This is a genomic window from Pedobacter sp. GW460-11-11-14-TSB4, from assembly GCF_059423705.1.
On sequence record NZ_JBWKYI010000001.1, the window covers coordinates 231,702 to 245,558 of the forward strand.

At 38.5% G+C, this 13,857-nt stretch carries 14 protein-coding genes; 9 read left to right on the forward strand and 5 right to left on the reverse strand.

What is annotated here, in order from left to right:
* Window positions 1–31: 31 nt before the first annotated feature.
* The 5 genes from AC07YT_RS01105 (at window position 32) to AC07YT_RS01125 (ending at window position 5,417) form a co-directional block, all read left to right on the forward strand.
* Window positions 32–1,456 carry an MATE family efflux transporter gene (locus AC07YT_RS01105; RefSeq protein WP_086546281.1) on the forward strand — a complete coding sequence of 475 codons (1,425 nt, stop codon included), beginning with the start codon at window positions 32–34 and terminating at the stop codon, window positions 1,454–1,456.
* A 331-nt stretch (window positions 1,457–1,787) separates the two neighbouring features.
* Window positions 1,788–3,575, forward strand: a complete 1,788-nt coding sequence (lepA, locus tag AC07YT_RS01110) for a translation elongation factor 4 (RefSeq protein WP_086546280.1) — start codon at window positions 1,788–1,790, stop codon at window positions 3,573–3,575.
* A gap of 84 nt (window positions 3,576–3,659) precedes the next feature.
* A complete protein-coding gene (locus AC07YT_RS01115; RefSeq protein WP_086546279.1) occupies window positions 3,660–4,580 on the forward strand; it encodes a bifunctional 5,10-methylenetetrahydrofolate dehydrogenase/5,10-methenyltetrahydrofolate cyclohydrolase in 921 nt (306 codons plus the stop codon).
* 153 nt (window positions 4,581–4,733) lie between these two features.
* Window positions 4,734–4,994: a DUF6364 family protein gene (locus tag AC07YT_RS01120; protein WP_086546278.1), complete on the forward strand. Its 261-nt coding sequence runs from the start codon at window positions 4,734–4,736 to the stop codon at window positions 4,992–4,994.
* 3 nt (window positions 4,995–4,997) lie between these two features.
* Complete coding sequence (locus tag AC07YT_RS01125) at window positions 4,998–5,417, forward strand: type II toxin-antitoxin system VapC family toxin (protein ID WP_086546277.1); 420 nt, start codon at window positions 4,998–5,000, stop codon at window positions 5,415–5,417.
* A gap of 61 nt (window positions 5,418–5,478) precedes the next feature.
* Here the strand turns inward: AC07YT_RS01125 and AC07YT_RS01130 are convergent, their stop codons facing one another.
* Complete coding sequence (locus AC07YT_RS01130) at window positions 5,479–5,814, reverse strand: Rieske (2Fe-2S) protein (protein WP_086546276.1); 336 nt, start codon at window positions 5,812–5,814, stop codon at window positions 5,479–5,481.
* A gap of 107 nt (window positions 5,815–5,921) precedes the next feature.
* On the opposite strand from AC07YT_RS01130, the gene AC07YT_RS01135 reads away from it, so the two are divergent.
* The 3 genes from AC07YT_RS01135 (at window position 5,922) to AC07YT_RS01145 (ending at window position 8,972) form a co-directional block, all read left to right on the forward strand.
* Window positions 5,922–6,545: a 7-carboxy-7-deazaguanine synthase QueE gene (locus tag AC07YT_RS01135; protein ID WP_086546275.1), complete on the forward strand. Its 624-nt coding sequence runs from the start codon at window positions 5,922–5,924 to the stop codon at window positions 6,543–6,545.
* Window positions 6,546–6,583: 38 nt separating this feature from the next.
* Window positions 6,584–8,470 (forward strand): OmpA family protein, encoded by a 1,887-nt coding sequence (locus AC07YT_RS01140; protein WP_086546274.1) that lies wholly within the window; start codon window positions 6,584–6,586, stop codon window positions 8,468–8,470.
* An 85-nt stretch (window positions 8,471–8,555) separates the two neighbouring features.
* Entirely contained in the window at window positions 8,556–8,972 is a 417-nt protein-coding gene (locus AC07YT_RS01145; RefSeq protein ID WP_086546272.1) for a DUF6526 family protein, read from the forward strand.
* A gap of 17 nt (window positions 8,973–8,989) precedes the next feature.
* On the opposite strand, the gene AC07YT_RS01150 is transcribed toward AC07YT_RS01145, so the two are convergent.
* The 4 genes from AC07YT_RS01150 to recQ all read right to left on the reverse strand — a co-directional run bounded on the left by AC07YT_RS01150 (window position 8,990) and on the right by recQ (window position 12,794).
* A complete protein-coding gene (locus AC07YT_RS01150) occupies window positions 8,990–9,430 on the reverse strand; it encodes a DUF2071 domain-containing protein (RefSeq protein WP_494945157.1) in 441 nt (146 codons plus the stop codon).
* The gene (locus tag AC07YT_RS01155) at window positions 9,375–9,704 is read right to left on the reverse strand and encodes a DUF2071 domain-containing protein (RefSeq protein WP_494945128.1); all 330 of its coding nucleotides are present in this window, start codon (window positions 9,702–9,704) and stop codon (window positions 9,375–9,377) included. The genes AC07YT_RS01150 and AC07YT_RS01155 overlap by 56 nt, the downstream gene beginning before the upstream one ends.
* 2 nt (window positions 9,705–9,706) lie before the next feature.
* Window positions 9,707–10,519, reverse strand: coding sequence for a 3-deoxy-8-phosphooctulonate synthase (gene kdsA / locus AC07YT_RS01160; protein WP_025146274.1), 813 nt, complete (start codon window positions 10,517–10,519; stop codon window positions 9,707–9,709).
* A gap of 85 nt (window positions 10,520–10,604) precedes the next feature.
* Window positions 10,605–12,794: a DNA helicase RecQ gene (recQ, locus tag AC07YT_RS01165; RefSeq protein WP_086546270.1), complete on the reverse strand. Its 2,190-nt coding sequence runs from the start codon at window positions 12,792–12,794 to the stop codon at window positions 10,605–10,607.
* 91 nt (window positions 12,795–12,885) lie between these two features.
* On the opposite strand from recQ, the gene AC07YT_RS01170 reads away from it, so the two are divergent.
* On the forward strand, window positions 12,886–13,854 hold the full coding sequence (locus AC07YT_RS01170; protein WP_086546268.1) for a KpsF/GutQ family sugar-phosphate isomerase: 969 nt from the start codon (window positions 12,886–12,888) through the stop codon (window positions 13,852–13,854).
* Window positions 13,855–13,857 lie beyond the last annotated feature (3 nt).

The following is a 13,857-nucleotide window of genomic DNA, read 5'->3' on the forward strand; positions in this document are numbered from 1 at the left end:
GGTTTATACATTACACTTTACTTTTTATTATATGTCACAGTCCACAAAGACGCAAGGCAAACTTTCGTCTTTTTTCGATATCCTCGTTCAGTCTTTAAAAGGTCACGAAGTTGATCTTACTTCAATTAGTATTAAACGCGCAATTATTTTATTGGCCATTCCGATGATGCTGGAAATGGCTATGGAATCGGTTTTTGCTTTAGTTGATTTATATTTTGTTGGCCACCTGGAAAATAGTAGCCATGCCATACAGACCGTTGGTTTAACAGAATCTGTATTAACCATTATTTACTCATTGGCCATTGGATTAAGCATGGCTGCAACCGCAGTGGTTGCACGGAGGATTGGGGAGAAAAATCCGGAAGCAGCATCAAAAGCGGGCATGCAAACCATTGTGATAGCTGTTTTCGTTAACATTATCATCAGTATTCTGGGGCTAATTTATGCCAAAGATATTCTATTACTCATGGGGGCTTCGGCCGAAACTGCCGAGCAAGGTGTTACATTTGTTCGTATTATGATGGGTGGAAGTATCATAATTGTACTTTTATTCCTAATTAACGGGATTTTTCGGGGAGCAGGTAATGCGGCAATCGCCATGCGGAGTTTATGGATCGCCAATATTGCCAACATCATCCTCTGCCCTATTTTTATCAACGGTTTAGGCCCTATACCTGCATTTGGTTTAACCGGTGCTGCAATTGCAACTACAATTGGTCGTGGTTTGGGAGTTACCTATCAGGTTTATAATCTGTTTAGTGGTAAAAATATATTGAAAATACGGATTAGTCATTTCCTGCCTGATTTTGACCAGATTAAAGCTATCGTTAAGATTGCCGCACCGGCCATCTTTCAGTTTGTAATTGCGAGCTGTAGCTGGGTGTTTTTGGCAGAACTGGTTGCCACTACCGGTGGCGATACCGGGTCGGCAGGTTACCAAACGGCACTACGACTCATGATGTTTTTTATGTTACCTGCCTGGGGCTTGAGTAATGCAGCAGCTACGCTGGTTGGTCAGAATTTAGGCGCAGGCCATATAGATCGTGCTGAAAAATCGGTATTCCAAACCTTGAAATACATCATTGTTTTCATGGCGGTGGTCAGTGTATTGTTCTTGACCTGTGGACATTTGTTCGCAGCATTTTTCACTTCAGATGAAAATGTGATTGCCGTTGCAAGCAAAGCTTTAAAAATTTTAAGCATTGGTTTTGTGATTTATGGAGCGGCAATGGTGTTTAGTAGTGCATTTAACGGTGCTGGCGATACCTGGACGCCTACCAAAATTAACATTTTTGCCTTTTGGTTGTTTCAGATTCCTTTAGCTTACTTTTTGGCTAAATTTTTAGAAATGGGACCAACAGGTGTTTTTATTGCCATCCCAACAGCCGAAGCCGGTATTGCGGTGGCTGCCTTTATCTTATTTAAAAAAGGTAAGTGGAAGAAAACAATGGTTTAATTTTTTAACCACAGATGGGCACTGATAAACACAGCTGTTTTATTAATAAACTGAAATTGTTATCGTGCCTGTTTGTGGTTAATTTTAAGCATCAGGTAAGAAACCGCTCAAAAGCATTACTGCTATTGGTTAAATAAACCTGATTGGAACGAACATCCCGGTTTTCTACCGTTCGAACTAGCATTAAACCAACACCGGGATAAAGTGTAAAGCAGGAACGAAGTAACCGAAAAGTACTGCTCTTGCTTTTCAAAACAATAAAAATTCAGCCTTTGCGGCATTCCATTTTCCCTCTTACATTTTCCATTAAAAAGCATATCTTTGCGCAAAGATGAAGCATATACGTAATTTTTGCATTATTGCACATATTGACCATGGCAAGAGCACCCTGGCTGATAGGTTATTAGAATATACAGCGACGATTTCGCAGCGTGAAGCGCAGGCGCAATTGCTCGATAACATGGATTTAGAGCGTGAGAGAGGCATAACGATTAAAAGTCATGCCATACAAATGAACTATAAGGTTGGTGATATTGAATACAATTTTAACCTGATCGATACACCAGGCCACGTCGATTTCTCATACGAGGTTTCACGTTCCATTGCAGCCTGCGAGGGCGCTTTACTTATTGTAGATGCTTCGCAAGGGATTCAGGCGCAGACTATTTCGAATTTATATCTGGCTTTAGAGCACGATCTGGAAATTATTCCGATTTTAAATAAAATGGATTTACCCGGGGCTATGCCTGAGGAAGTGAAAGACCAGATTATTGACCTGATTGGATGTAAACGCGAAGATATTATTCCGGCATCGGGTAAAACCGGAATGGGCATTCCTGATATCATCCAGGCCATTGTTGATCGTGTTCCAGCTCCAGTTGGCGATCCTGAAGCACCGTTACAAGCGTTGATTTTTGACTCTGTTTTTAACTCATTCAGAGGGATTATCGCTTATTATAAAGTGGTAAACGGCGAAATCAAAAAAGGCGATAAAGTTAAATTTATTAATACTGGCAAAGAATACCTGGCTGATGAGGTTGGTATTTTGAAACTGGATATGTCGCCACGTAGTGTGGTTAAAACCGGCGACGTGGGTTATATTATTTCTGGTATTAAAGAAGCCAGAGAGGTAAAGGTTGGTGATACGATTACAACTGTGGCCAGGCCATCATTAGATGCCATTCAGGGTTTCGAAGAAGTTAAACCAATGGTTTTTGCAGGGATTTATCCTGTAGATACCGATGAGTTTGAAGAATTACGTGAGGCGATGCATAAATTGCAACTGAACGATGCTTCTATCGTTTTTGAACCAGAAAGTTCTGCTGCACTTGGTTTCGGTTTCCGTTGCGGTTTCCTGGGCATGTTGCACATGGAAATTATCCAGGAGCGTTTAGAACGTGAGTTTGATATGACCGTAATTACAACGGTTCCCAACGTATCGTACATTGCGTATACTACTAAAGGTGACGAAATTATTGTTAACAATCCTTCTGATTTACCTGACCCAAGTAAGTTGGATTCTGTTGAGGAACCATATATTAAAGCAAATATCATTACGAAAGCAGAGTTTGTTGGTCCGGTAATGTCGCTTTGTATTCAGAAACGCGGAATTATTGTAAATCAATCTTATCTTACTTCAGATCGTGTTGAACTGGTTTTCGAAATGCCAATGGGCGAAATTGTATTCGATTTTTATGATAAGTTGAAAACAATTTCTAAAGGTTATGCTTCTTTCGATTATCACCAAACAGGTTACCGTAAATCGGATCTGGTTCGTTTAGATATGTTATTGAACGATGAGCCTGTAGATGCTTTATCATCATTAATCCATAGAAGTAATGCTTACGATTTTGGAAAGAAAATTTGCGAGAAATTAAGAGAATTAATCCCTCGTCAACAGTTCGAAATAAAAATACAGGCATCAATTGGTGCTAAAGTTATTGCCCGCGAAACACTGAGTGCTTTACGTAAAGATGTAACCGCTAAATGTTACGGTGGTGATATTTCCCGTAAACGTAAGTTATTGGAAAAACAGAAAAAAGGTAAAAAACGTATGCGTCAGGTGGGGAACGTAGAAATTCCGCAGACGGCGTTTATGGCAGTTTTGAAATTAGATTAACCCCCTAGCCCCCTTGAGGGGGAATTACTAGCGAGTTTTATTAAGTCAAATCTTAAATTATAAAATTATAACGGAGCAAGTTATATGAGCGATGGAAATTCAAAGTCCCCTTCAGGGGATTTAGGGGTATTATTAGACGGTAAATACGTATCAGAAAAGGTTAAAGTTCAAATTGCAGAAGAAGCTGCCGAATTTTTAAATAAAAGTGGTCGCAAGCCACACCTGGTTGCTATTTTAGTGGGTAACGATGGAGGAAGCGAAACCTATGTAGCCAGTAAGATGAAAAACTGCGAAAAAGTTGGTTTTAAATCATCACTACATAGATATGATAACTCAGTAACTGAAGCTGAATTATTGGCGAAAATTGAAGAAATTAACCAGGATGATGAGGTAGACGGATTAATTGTTCAATTGCCTTTACCTAAACACATCGATCCGGAGAAAGTAACCGAAAAGATCGATCACCGTAAAGATGTAGATGGTTTCCACCCGGTAAATTTGGGCAGGATGATGCGTAATCTACCTTGCTTTATTCCGGCAACACCTTATGGTATTTTATTGATGCTGCAAGAGTATGGTATAGACACAACAGGAATGCACTGTGTGGTTGTTGGTCGTAGTAACATTGTGGGAAGCCCAATGAGTATTTTAATGGCCCGTAACGCAAACCCAGGCAACTGTACGGTAACACTTACCCACTCGCGCACAAAAGATTTAAAAGAACAGGTTCTACAGGCCGATATTGTAATTGCTGCCATTGGTAAAAAGAATTTTGTTACAGCCGATATGGTAAAACCTGGTGCTATTATTATTGACGTAGGAATTAACCGTGAAACTTCTGCTGAAACCAAATCGGGCTTTAAGTTATATGGTGATGTAGATTTCGAAAACGTGGCGCCTAAAGCCTCTTACATTACGCCTGTTCCAGGTGGTGTAGGTTTAATGACTATTGTTGGTTTATTGAAAAATACTTTAGCATCAGCTAGAAAAGAGATATACGCTTAGCGGTAGTAGGTTGAAGGGTTGAGGGTTGAAGGTGAACTCATTGCCAAGGAAAATATCAAAAGCGATTCAATAAAAATGAATCGCTTTTTTTACGTATTATTTTTTAAATTTATACGTATATTTTGTATATTCGTTTATAAAACAATTAAGATAATGGATGCCAAATTAACCTTAAGCTTCAGTCAGGATGTTGTTGCAAAGGCAAAAAAATATGCTGCCGATAACAACATTAGTTTATCTCGTTTAATAGAGCATCTGTTAATACAGGTAACCGCAAAAGAGTACAAATCTTTAGAAGATTTCCCTATTGCAGATTGGGTAAGTATGGTTGCCGAAGGTGAAGTAGAATATAAAAAATCTCCAAAAAAAACACGTAAGGGTTCAAAAGATGAATTCTTTTCTTCTAAAAAATAACAAATGAAGATATTTTTAGATGCAAACGTTTTGGTTTCGGTACTGAATAAGGAATATCCACTTTACACATATTCGTCCAGAATTTTAAGTTTAGCCTCTCATCCAAAGTTTGATGTATACACCTCTCCTCTTTGTTTGGCAATTGCTTTTTATTTTGCAGAAAAAAAACATAATGCTCAACTCGCAAAGCAGAAGATAGATTTACTTTGTCGCTATATTAAAATCGCTGAGAATTCTTCTGAAGGAGTTTTCAATACTCTTACGAATAAATCTATTAATGATTTCGAGGACGGTTTAGAATATTATGCCGCTGAAACGGTAGGTAGTATGTGTATCGTTACAGAAGATATAGAAGATTTTTATTTCTCAAAAATAGAGGTTTTAAATTGCCAGGAATTCTTTAAAAGGTATTTGCTCAATTAGGCCTTTCAAATGTTATCAGTATTTGAAAGAGGCTGATTAACATTCACCTCATCAAATTAATTTATCCCCAAAGTTTACTCCACCAGCTTTCTTCGAAACCAATATACAGGCCGTCTTCACGCAATTCGGTTGGGTAAATATTGATGTAATCGCCCTGCCCCTCTGCGCCTCTCCCTGTGGTTAAATTATACTCATATCGATGGATGGGGCAAACCAGGTTGCCGTTTTTGCACCAGCCGCCACTAAAATGACCTCCAGCATGTGGACAATGAGATTGGGTTGCAATAATTTTATCATCATTATTGATCAGACAGATCTGTTTTCCACCAACCTCGATGGTCTTGATGCTATCCGGACGGGGAATCTGGTTATTATTTAGTGCTTTAAACCACTTCATTCTGCTAAAATACAGCAAATAAATATCACTCTTATTTCATCTTTCTATTAAATTTCAAAAGAGGAACAGCATCACCATATTTTTTTAGGATATTTGCATCCTCAAAAATGAAACAAGAAATACCAGAAGACGGCACATTACTTCCTTTAATGGAAGAATTTTATACTATACAGGGCGAAGGATTTAATACTGGTAAAGCAGCTTATTTTATCCGTTTAGGGGGCTGCGATGTAGGTTGCCATTGGTGCGATGTTAAAGAAAGCTGGGACGCAGAAATGCACCCACTTACCCCATCAGACGTTATTGTAGAAAATGCCGATAAATTTCCGGGCAAAGCTGTTGTAATTACTGGTGGCGAGCCCTTAATTTATAACCTGGATTATTTAACCAATAAATTAAAAGAAAGAGGTATTCTTACTTTTATCGAAACATCTGGTGCCTACCCACTTTCGGGAAACTGGGATTGGATCTGTTTATCCCCAAAGAAGTTTAAAGCCCCAAGACCAGATATTACGCCATTTGCACACGAATTAAAAGTTATTGTTTTTAATAAAAGTGATTTTAAATGGGCCGAAGAATATGCTGCAATGGTATCTCCTACCTGTAAATTATATCTTCAGCCTGAGTGGTCTAAATCAAAAGAAATTACACCATTAATTATTGAGTATGTAATGGCCAATCCTAAATGGGAGATTTCTTTACAAACACACAAATTTTTAAATATTCCTTAAATTAGTTTACATTAGCTTTGATAACCAAATGTTAATGTATGAGGTTTTGTCTATTCTTATCCCTTAGTTTATTTAGCTTTTGCCTATTTGCTCAAAGTTCGGGCAATAAAAAAGCGCAAACCTTTTTCGAAAAAGCAAATCCATTAATTCAAAAGCAAGATTATACCTCAGCAGAGCAGGCTTTAAAAAGTGCAGTTGAGGCTGATCCTTTATTTCAAAATGCCTATGTAATGCTTGCCGGGCTTTACAAAATACAAAAGAAATATCCGGATGCCAGAACGGCTTACGAAAAAGCGATACTAATCAACAAAACGTTTGCCCCGGAAGTCATGTATGGCTTGGCTGAAACAGAATTTGCTACGCAGGATTATTTAAAAGCGAAACAGCACTTTAGTGAATTTTTGATGTTAGATTCTTCATCTGACAGAGGGAGAAGAGCAAAAAAATACCTCTTAGATTGCGATTTTGCTGCATTAGCCATAAAGAAACCCGTAAAATATAGCCCAACAAATTTAGGTGATGGTGTAAATACAACTGATGCAGAGTACTTTCCTGCGATAACTGCTGATGGCGAAACCCTGGTTTTTACCCGTCAGGTGAATGGTAATGAAGACTTTTGGACCTCACAGTTTAAAAATAATACGTGGGGTATCGCCACGCCTTTATCAAGTAAAATAAACACGATGAGATATAACGAGGGTGCCCAAACCATTTCTCCTGATGGTAAGTATCTGTTTTTTACCGGATGCAACCGCCCTGATGGTTTAGGTCGCTGTGATATTTACGTTTCACACCGTGAAGGAAAAGATTGGGGTGAGCCTTATAATGTTGGTCAGCCTGTTAATTCTGAATTCTGGGAATCTCAACCGGCCATCAGTCCTGATGGAAGAACATTATATTTTATCAGCAACAGACCTGGCGGATCGGGTGGTTACGATATATGGAAAAGCACCATTACCGATGATGCCAAATGGGGACCTGCCGTTAATCTTGGTCCAGAGATTAATACTGCATTCGATGAGAACACCCCTTTTTTGCATGCAGATGGTAAAACCTTATATTTTTCTTCTGATGGCTGGCCAGGTTTCGGGAACAAAGATATTTATTACAGCCGGCAGGAAAATGATGGTAAATGGCAAAAGCCCATCAATATGGGTTATCCGATTAACTCTTTTGAAGATGAAAGTGGTTTAGTAGTAAGTGCCGATGGTAATTCAGGATTGTTTTCATCAAATTTAAAAGGCGGTTACGGCATGCAGGATATTTACAGTTTTGGAATCCCTGAAGTAGCCAAACCATTAAAAGTTTCATATGTAAAAGGAATAGTAAGAGACCGGGATACTAAAAAAACGATTGAAAGCAATGTCCAGGTAGTAGATTTGAAAACCAATAAAACTGTTTTTGACGACTACACAGATCCTGAGACTGGGCAGTTTTTAGCGGTAATGCCTGTAGGGAGTAATTACTTGTTCAATGTAAATGCCGAAGGTTACATGTTTTACTCCGAAAACTTCGAGCTCAAGGCCGGGGATATTAATAAACCTTACCAGATTGAAGTTTATATTGAAAAGATAAAGCAAGGTGGGAATGTAACCTTAAGAAACATTTTCTTCGATACCAATAAATTTAATCTTTTGCCCGCTTCTATCCGTGAACTGGATCTGCTGATCGACTTTTTACATCAAAATGAAAACGTTCAGATCGAGATTCAGGGGCATACAGATAATGTTGGCGATGATAAACTAAATGAAAAGTTATCATTTAACCGTGCCAATGCCGTTTACGAATACCTGATTAAAAATAGTATCGATGCCAAGAGGCTTACTTATAAAGGTTTTGGTGCCAGTAAACCAATTGCTGACAATAAAACTGATTTGGGTAGGAAAAACAATAGGAGAACCTCGTTTGTAATTACTAAGATATAACGGGAACTTTTATAGCAATATAAATTAAAGATTTTGCCTTAAATGCAACGCCCTGTTAAGTCGATAAACTTAATAAAAATTAAAAATGTCTCAGCATTACGGAAACCATAAAAGATTTTACCCCCCTTTTCATTTTTTCGCTATACCATTAGCCATATTAGGATTAGGTTTTGCCATTTACTCTTGCATTGCCATACCCACTATCATTACAGGCTTGCTGGTGCTTGCATTTTTCCTGATAGCGATTATAGCGGTAATGGCAAGGATGTTCGCGCTTAAAGCACAGGATCGAGCGGCGAGGGCTGAAGAAAAATTACGTTATTACATTCTGGCCGGTAAAGCACTTCCGGTTGAACTAAGGATGGGTCAGATTTTGGCTTTACGTTTTGCTGGTGATGAAGAATATTTGGCTTTAGTAGATAAAACACTTTCAGAAAAACTATCTCCCGGCGAGATTAAAAAAGCTATCAAAAACTGGCGGGGAGATTACCATAGGATATAATGGTAACTTTGTCAGTACTAAAACTTCTTCCCTTTTAGTACCCTTATTTCAGAGCCTTCGGCTAGGAATACTGAATCAGGCTTGGCATGATTTAAAAAAGCGAAATCATTCCCATAGTTGATTCCAAAATCGACATTAATTTTATAATCATTTACAGGATAAGCCTCCCAGCGCGGATGCTCTACCCCATATTCAGAAGTTTTATTCCTTCCGATTTTAGTATAACCCCAATAATGTTCGGTGATATACTCCTCTTCGCTTCCGACCCTGATTTCTTCAGCTTTTGATGCAGCGGTTACTGAAAAGTTATGCCAATTTCTATTCTTCCAAAGATAATCTACCTCAATTTGGTTTTCCTGTTCAATCCAAACATGTTTCATCGGAAATGTTTGGTAATTTTCTTTATAAATGGTATTTGCTACAAAGGTGATGGCTGGTTTGGGTACAAATTCTTTGATAAAAACTACGCCGCGCTTCCAGGTAGTGCCATCTTAAATTTAACATAAAACCTAAGGTTAACTTCCTCAAAATTGGTATGGAAAGGAATGTTAATGCCCGAAGTTTAACATCAACAAACATAAAGCCCACTAAACTGACATAGTATTTACCTTGCCAGTCATCTAACTCGATGTGTGGAGGAAGGTATTTCGAAAGTATTTCTTTGTCTACAGCGTACTGTGCCAGCGCCAGTTTACGCCATTCGGCAGTAAGAAATACTTTCGGATTGTTCAAAATTATAGTATAGCTTGTCTGATACGAATCAGCTTGGTTAATGTTTCTTCCAGCAGGTCTAAATGTAACATATTGGCGCCATCTGATTTCGCATTAGCCGGATCAGGGTGCGTTTCGATAAATAAACCATCTGCTCCTACCGCAATTGCCGCCTTGGCGATGGTTGAGATCAGTTCTGGTTTGCCTCCGGTTACACCACTGCTTTGATTGGGCTGTTGCAATGAATGCGTACAATCCATTACCACTGGCACGCCAAAACTCTGCATTTCAGGTAATCCGCGGTAATCAACAATCAAATCCTGATAACCGAAGGTATTACCTCTATCCGTCAGGATTACTTTATTGTTGCCGGCCTCTTTTACTTTTTCTACAGCAAATTTCATTGAACCTGCAGAAAGGAACTGGCCTTTTTTAACGTTCACTACTTTTCCTGTTTCTGCAGCAGCAATTAACAAATCGGTTTGGCGACATAAAAATGCAGGAATCTGCAATACATCCACGTATGCAGCAGCCATGGCGGCCTCTCCGCTTTCGTGAATATCAGTAACTGTTGGCACGCCAAATTCTCTACCAATGCGTTCTAAAATACGCAAAGCTTTTTCATCGCCAATGCCAGTAAAGGAACTTCCTTTACTTCTGTTAGCCTTGCGGTACGAACCTTTGAAAATATATGGGATTTGAAGTTTATCCGTAATGGTAATGATCTTTTCGGCAATTCTCATAGCGATATCCTCACCCTCAATAGCGCATGGTCCCGCCATTAAAAAGAAATTCCCTGAATCTGTATTTTTTAATTTATCTAAGTAGTTTAACATATGTAAAATGTGTAATGGAAAATGGAAGATGGGTTTATGCACAGTGCTATAATTCCATCTTCCATTTTACGTCTGACATCAAAAGCTAGTTGCCTAGTTCTGACATGAATTTAATTCGCATCAATTGAATTTCTTCGCGGGTGTAATCAGTTTCACCTAATTCATTGAGCGCTTCGTCTATAGAATCGCTTTCGGCTGCCCTGAAATAATCAAATACTTCATCCTGTCTATCATCATCAATCACTTCATCAATGAAATAGTTTAGGTTAAGTTTGGTTCCAGAGTTTACAATCGATTCTACTTCTTTCAGGATTTCTTCGTAAGTGATGCCTTTTGAGTCGGCAATATCTTCCAAGCCAATCTGCCGGTCGATATTTTGAATAATTGAAACCTTCATCTGAGATTTATTGGCCTGTGTTTTAATAATCAGATCAATCGGACGCTCGATATCGTTATCCTCAACATATTTTTTAATCAGTTCGATAAAAGGTGTTCCGAATTTCATCGCTTTACCCGAACCTACACCAGAAATCTGGCGAAGCTCTTCCATCGTAATGGGGTAATGTGTACACATTTCCTCTAAAGATGGGTCTTGAAAAACCACAAATGGCGGAACGCTTTTTTGCTTGGCTATTTTTTTGCGTAGCTCTTTAAGCAATGATAAAAGATGCGTATCTAAAGCACCTGTGCCTTGTTTTACGTCATCATCGTCATCGTCAGCACCGTTCTCTATTGGCTCGTTTAGTATGAATTTGAGGCTGTAAGGGTTGACAATAAAATCTCTTCCCTGTTTGGTTAACTTTAATAAACCGTAATTATCAATATCTTTAAAAAGGTAGTTGTTTAAAACAGCCTGGCGGATAATCGATTTCCACATCAACTCACCTTCTTCTTTACCAATTCCAAATTCAGGAACCTTACTATGCTCGTAGGCAATGGTTTGTGCGGTTTCTAAACCTAAGAAAACGTTTAGCAAGTGTGCATCGTCGAATTTTTCTCCCGATTTCTCAATAAACTTTAATACCGTAGATAACTGGCTTTCGGCGTCAAATTGTTTTTTAGGCTTTTTGCAATTATCGCACATGCAGTTACAGCCTGTTTCATTAAAGTTTTCGCCAAAATAATGAAGGATCTGCTTCCGACGGCAAACGCCAGATTCAGCATAATCAATTACTTCTTTTAATATTTGTGTCCCAATTTCTCTTTCAGAAACCGGTTTATCTTTCATAAACTTGGCCAGTTTGTCTACATCTTTTTGAGAGTAGAAAGCAATACAAACACCTTCGCCACCATCACGTCCGGCCCTGCCAGTTTCCTGGTAATAACCTTCCATACTTTTAGGCACGTCATGGTGAATGACAAAACGAACATCGGGTTTATCGATCCCCATACCAAAGGCAATGGTTGCAACGATTACCTCAGCATCTTCCATCAAAAATTTATCCTGTGTTTCGGCCCTAACTTTTGGGTCTAAACCAGCATGATAAGGCAAGGCACTAATTCCATTTAGATTTAGCGCTTCAGCCACCTCTTCTACCTTTTTGCGACTTAGACAATAAATAATGCCTGATTTGCCCGGATTAGATTTGATGTATTTAATAATCTCTTTGGTAATGTCTCTTTTCGGGCGGATCTCGTAAAAGAGGTTGGGTCTGTTAAATGAAGATTTAAACAAGGTTGCCTCCGTCATGCCGAGGTTCTTCATAATATCCTGCTGCACTTTTGGTGTAGCCGTTGCGGTTAGTGCAATAATTGGAATGTTATTTCCTAATCCTGCAATCACCTGTTTAATCTTACGGTATTCTGGTCTGAAATCGTGCCCCCATTCAGAGATACAGTGCGCTTCATCAACAGCAACGAAAGAGATTTTAATCAGATTTAAAAATTCAATATTATCCTGTTTCGCCAGAGATTCGGGCGCAACATACAATAATTTAGTCTGACCGCTTAAAAGATCAGATTTAACTTGAGTAATTTCAGATTTGTTTAGGGATGAATTAAGAAAATGAGCAATACTGTCATTTCCACCAAAGGCCCTTAATTGGTCTACCTGGTTTTTCATCAATGCAATTAGTGGAGAGATTACAATTGCCGTTCCCTCGCTCATTAAAGCGGGCAACTGATAGCAAATAGACTTCCCTCCGCCTGTTGGCATAATAACAAAAGTGTTATTGCCTTCTAAAATATTTGTAATGATCGACTCCTGATCACCCTTGAAATTATCAAACCCGAAGAAATTTTGTAGGTTATCAAATAACGACTTTTTCACGTCCATTTTGTGTAATAAAATATGCGATGCTATTTTTGTATCCAAAATAACATAATTTTACAAGAATTTCAAGTATTAACATACAATTATTTTCTCTTTGAAAAGTAAAAAATCAATAATCCAATCAGCTGTAAGCACATTAGAGCTTGAAGCAGCAGCAATATTAAATGTTGCCAAGAATATTAATAACGATTTTGAAAAAGTCGTATCAAGCATTTTACATGGTAAAGGAAGGGTAATTGTTACAGGTATAGGAAAAAGTGCAATTATTGCGCAAAAAATGGTGGCTACTTTTAATTCAACAGGTACCCCTGCTATTTTTATGCATGCTGCAGATGCCATTCATGGCGATCTGGGCATGATCCAGGTGGATGATATTGTCATCTGCCTTTCTAAAAGCGGAAATACACCAGAAATAAAAGTACTTACCCCCTTGTTAAAAACTTCTGGCAATCTTTTAATCGGGATGGTTGGCGAGTTGAATTCTTTTTTAGCCGAGCAAGCTGATCTGATTTTAAACACTTCTTTCGAAAAAGAAGCTTGTCCGCATAATTTGGCACCCACCACCAGTACAACGGCGCAATTGGCATTGGGCGATGCCTTAGCCATTTGTTTATTGGAATGCAGAGATTTTAATGAATCAGATTTTGCCAAGTATCACCCGGGAGGATCCTTAGGTAAAAAATTATATTTAAGGGCCCGTGATCTTGCCCTGTCTAACGAAAAACCAGCCATACATCCATCGGCTTCTGTTAAAGATGTGCTGATCGAAATTAGTAAAAACCGTTTGGGTGCTGTTGTTGTTGTTGATAACGACGATAAGGTGCTGGGCATTATTACCGATGGTGATATTAGGCGGATGTTAGAAAATAACAATTCTATTGCAAACTTAAAAGCCGAAGATATTATGGGCAGAACGCCAAAGAGTATACAATTTGATGCTTTAGCGGTGGATGCCTTGGATATTATTAAACAAAACAATATAACGCAATTATTAGTTCTGGAACAAAATACTTACTTTGGCATTATCCATTTACACGATCTTCTTAACGAAGGTATTGTGTAATTT

Bases quoted from the DNA above. Each gene is read 5' to 3' on its own strand.
- AC07YT_RS01105 (WP_086546281.1), top strand. From the start codon at position 32: ATGTCACAGTCCACAAAGACGCAAGGCAAACTTTCGTCTTTTTTCGAT.
- lepA (WP_086546280.1), top strand. From the start codon at position 1,788: ATGAAGCATATACGTAATTTTTGCATTATTGCACATATTGACCATGGC.
- AC07YT_RS01115 (WP_086546279.1), top strand. From the start codon at position 3,660: ATGAGCGATGGAAATTCAAAGTCCCCTTCAGGGGATTTAGGGGTATTA.
- AC07YT_RS01120 (WP_086546278.1), top strand. From the start codon at position 4,734: ATGGATGCCAAATTAACCTTAAGCTTCAGTCAGGATGTTGTTGCAAAG.
- AC07YT_RS01125 (WP_086546277.1), top strand. From the start codon at position 4,998: ATGAAGATATTTTTAGATGCAAACGTTTTGGTTTCGGTACTGAATAAG.
- AC07YT_RS01130 (WP_086546276.1), bottom strand. From the start codon at position 5,814: ATGAAGTGGTTTAAAGCACTAAATAATAACCAGATTCCCCGTCCGGAT.
- AC07YT_RS01135 (WP_086546275.1), top strand. From the start codon at position 5,922: ATGAAACAAGAAATACCAGAAGACGGCACATTACTTCCTTTAATGGAA.
- AC07YT_RS01140 (WP_086546274.1), top strand. From the start codon at position 6,584: ATGAGGTTTTGTCTATTCTTATCCCTTAGTTTATTTAGCTTTTGCCTA.
- AC07YT_RS01145 (WP_086546272.1), top strand. From the start codon at position 8,556: ATGTCTCAGCATTACGGAAACCATAAAAGATTTTACCCCCCTTTTCAT.
- kdsA (WP_025146274.1), bottom strand. From the start codon at position 10,519: ATGTTAAACTACTTAGATAAATTAAAAAATACAGATTCAGGGAATTTC.
- recQ (WP_086546270.1), bottom strand. From the start codon at position 12,794: ATGGACGTGAAAAAGTCGTTATTTGATAACCTACAAAATTTCTTCGGG.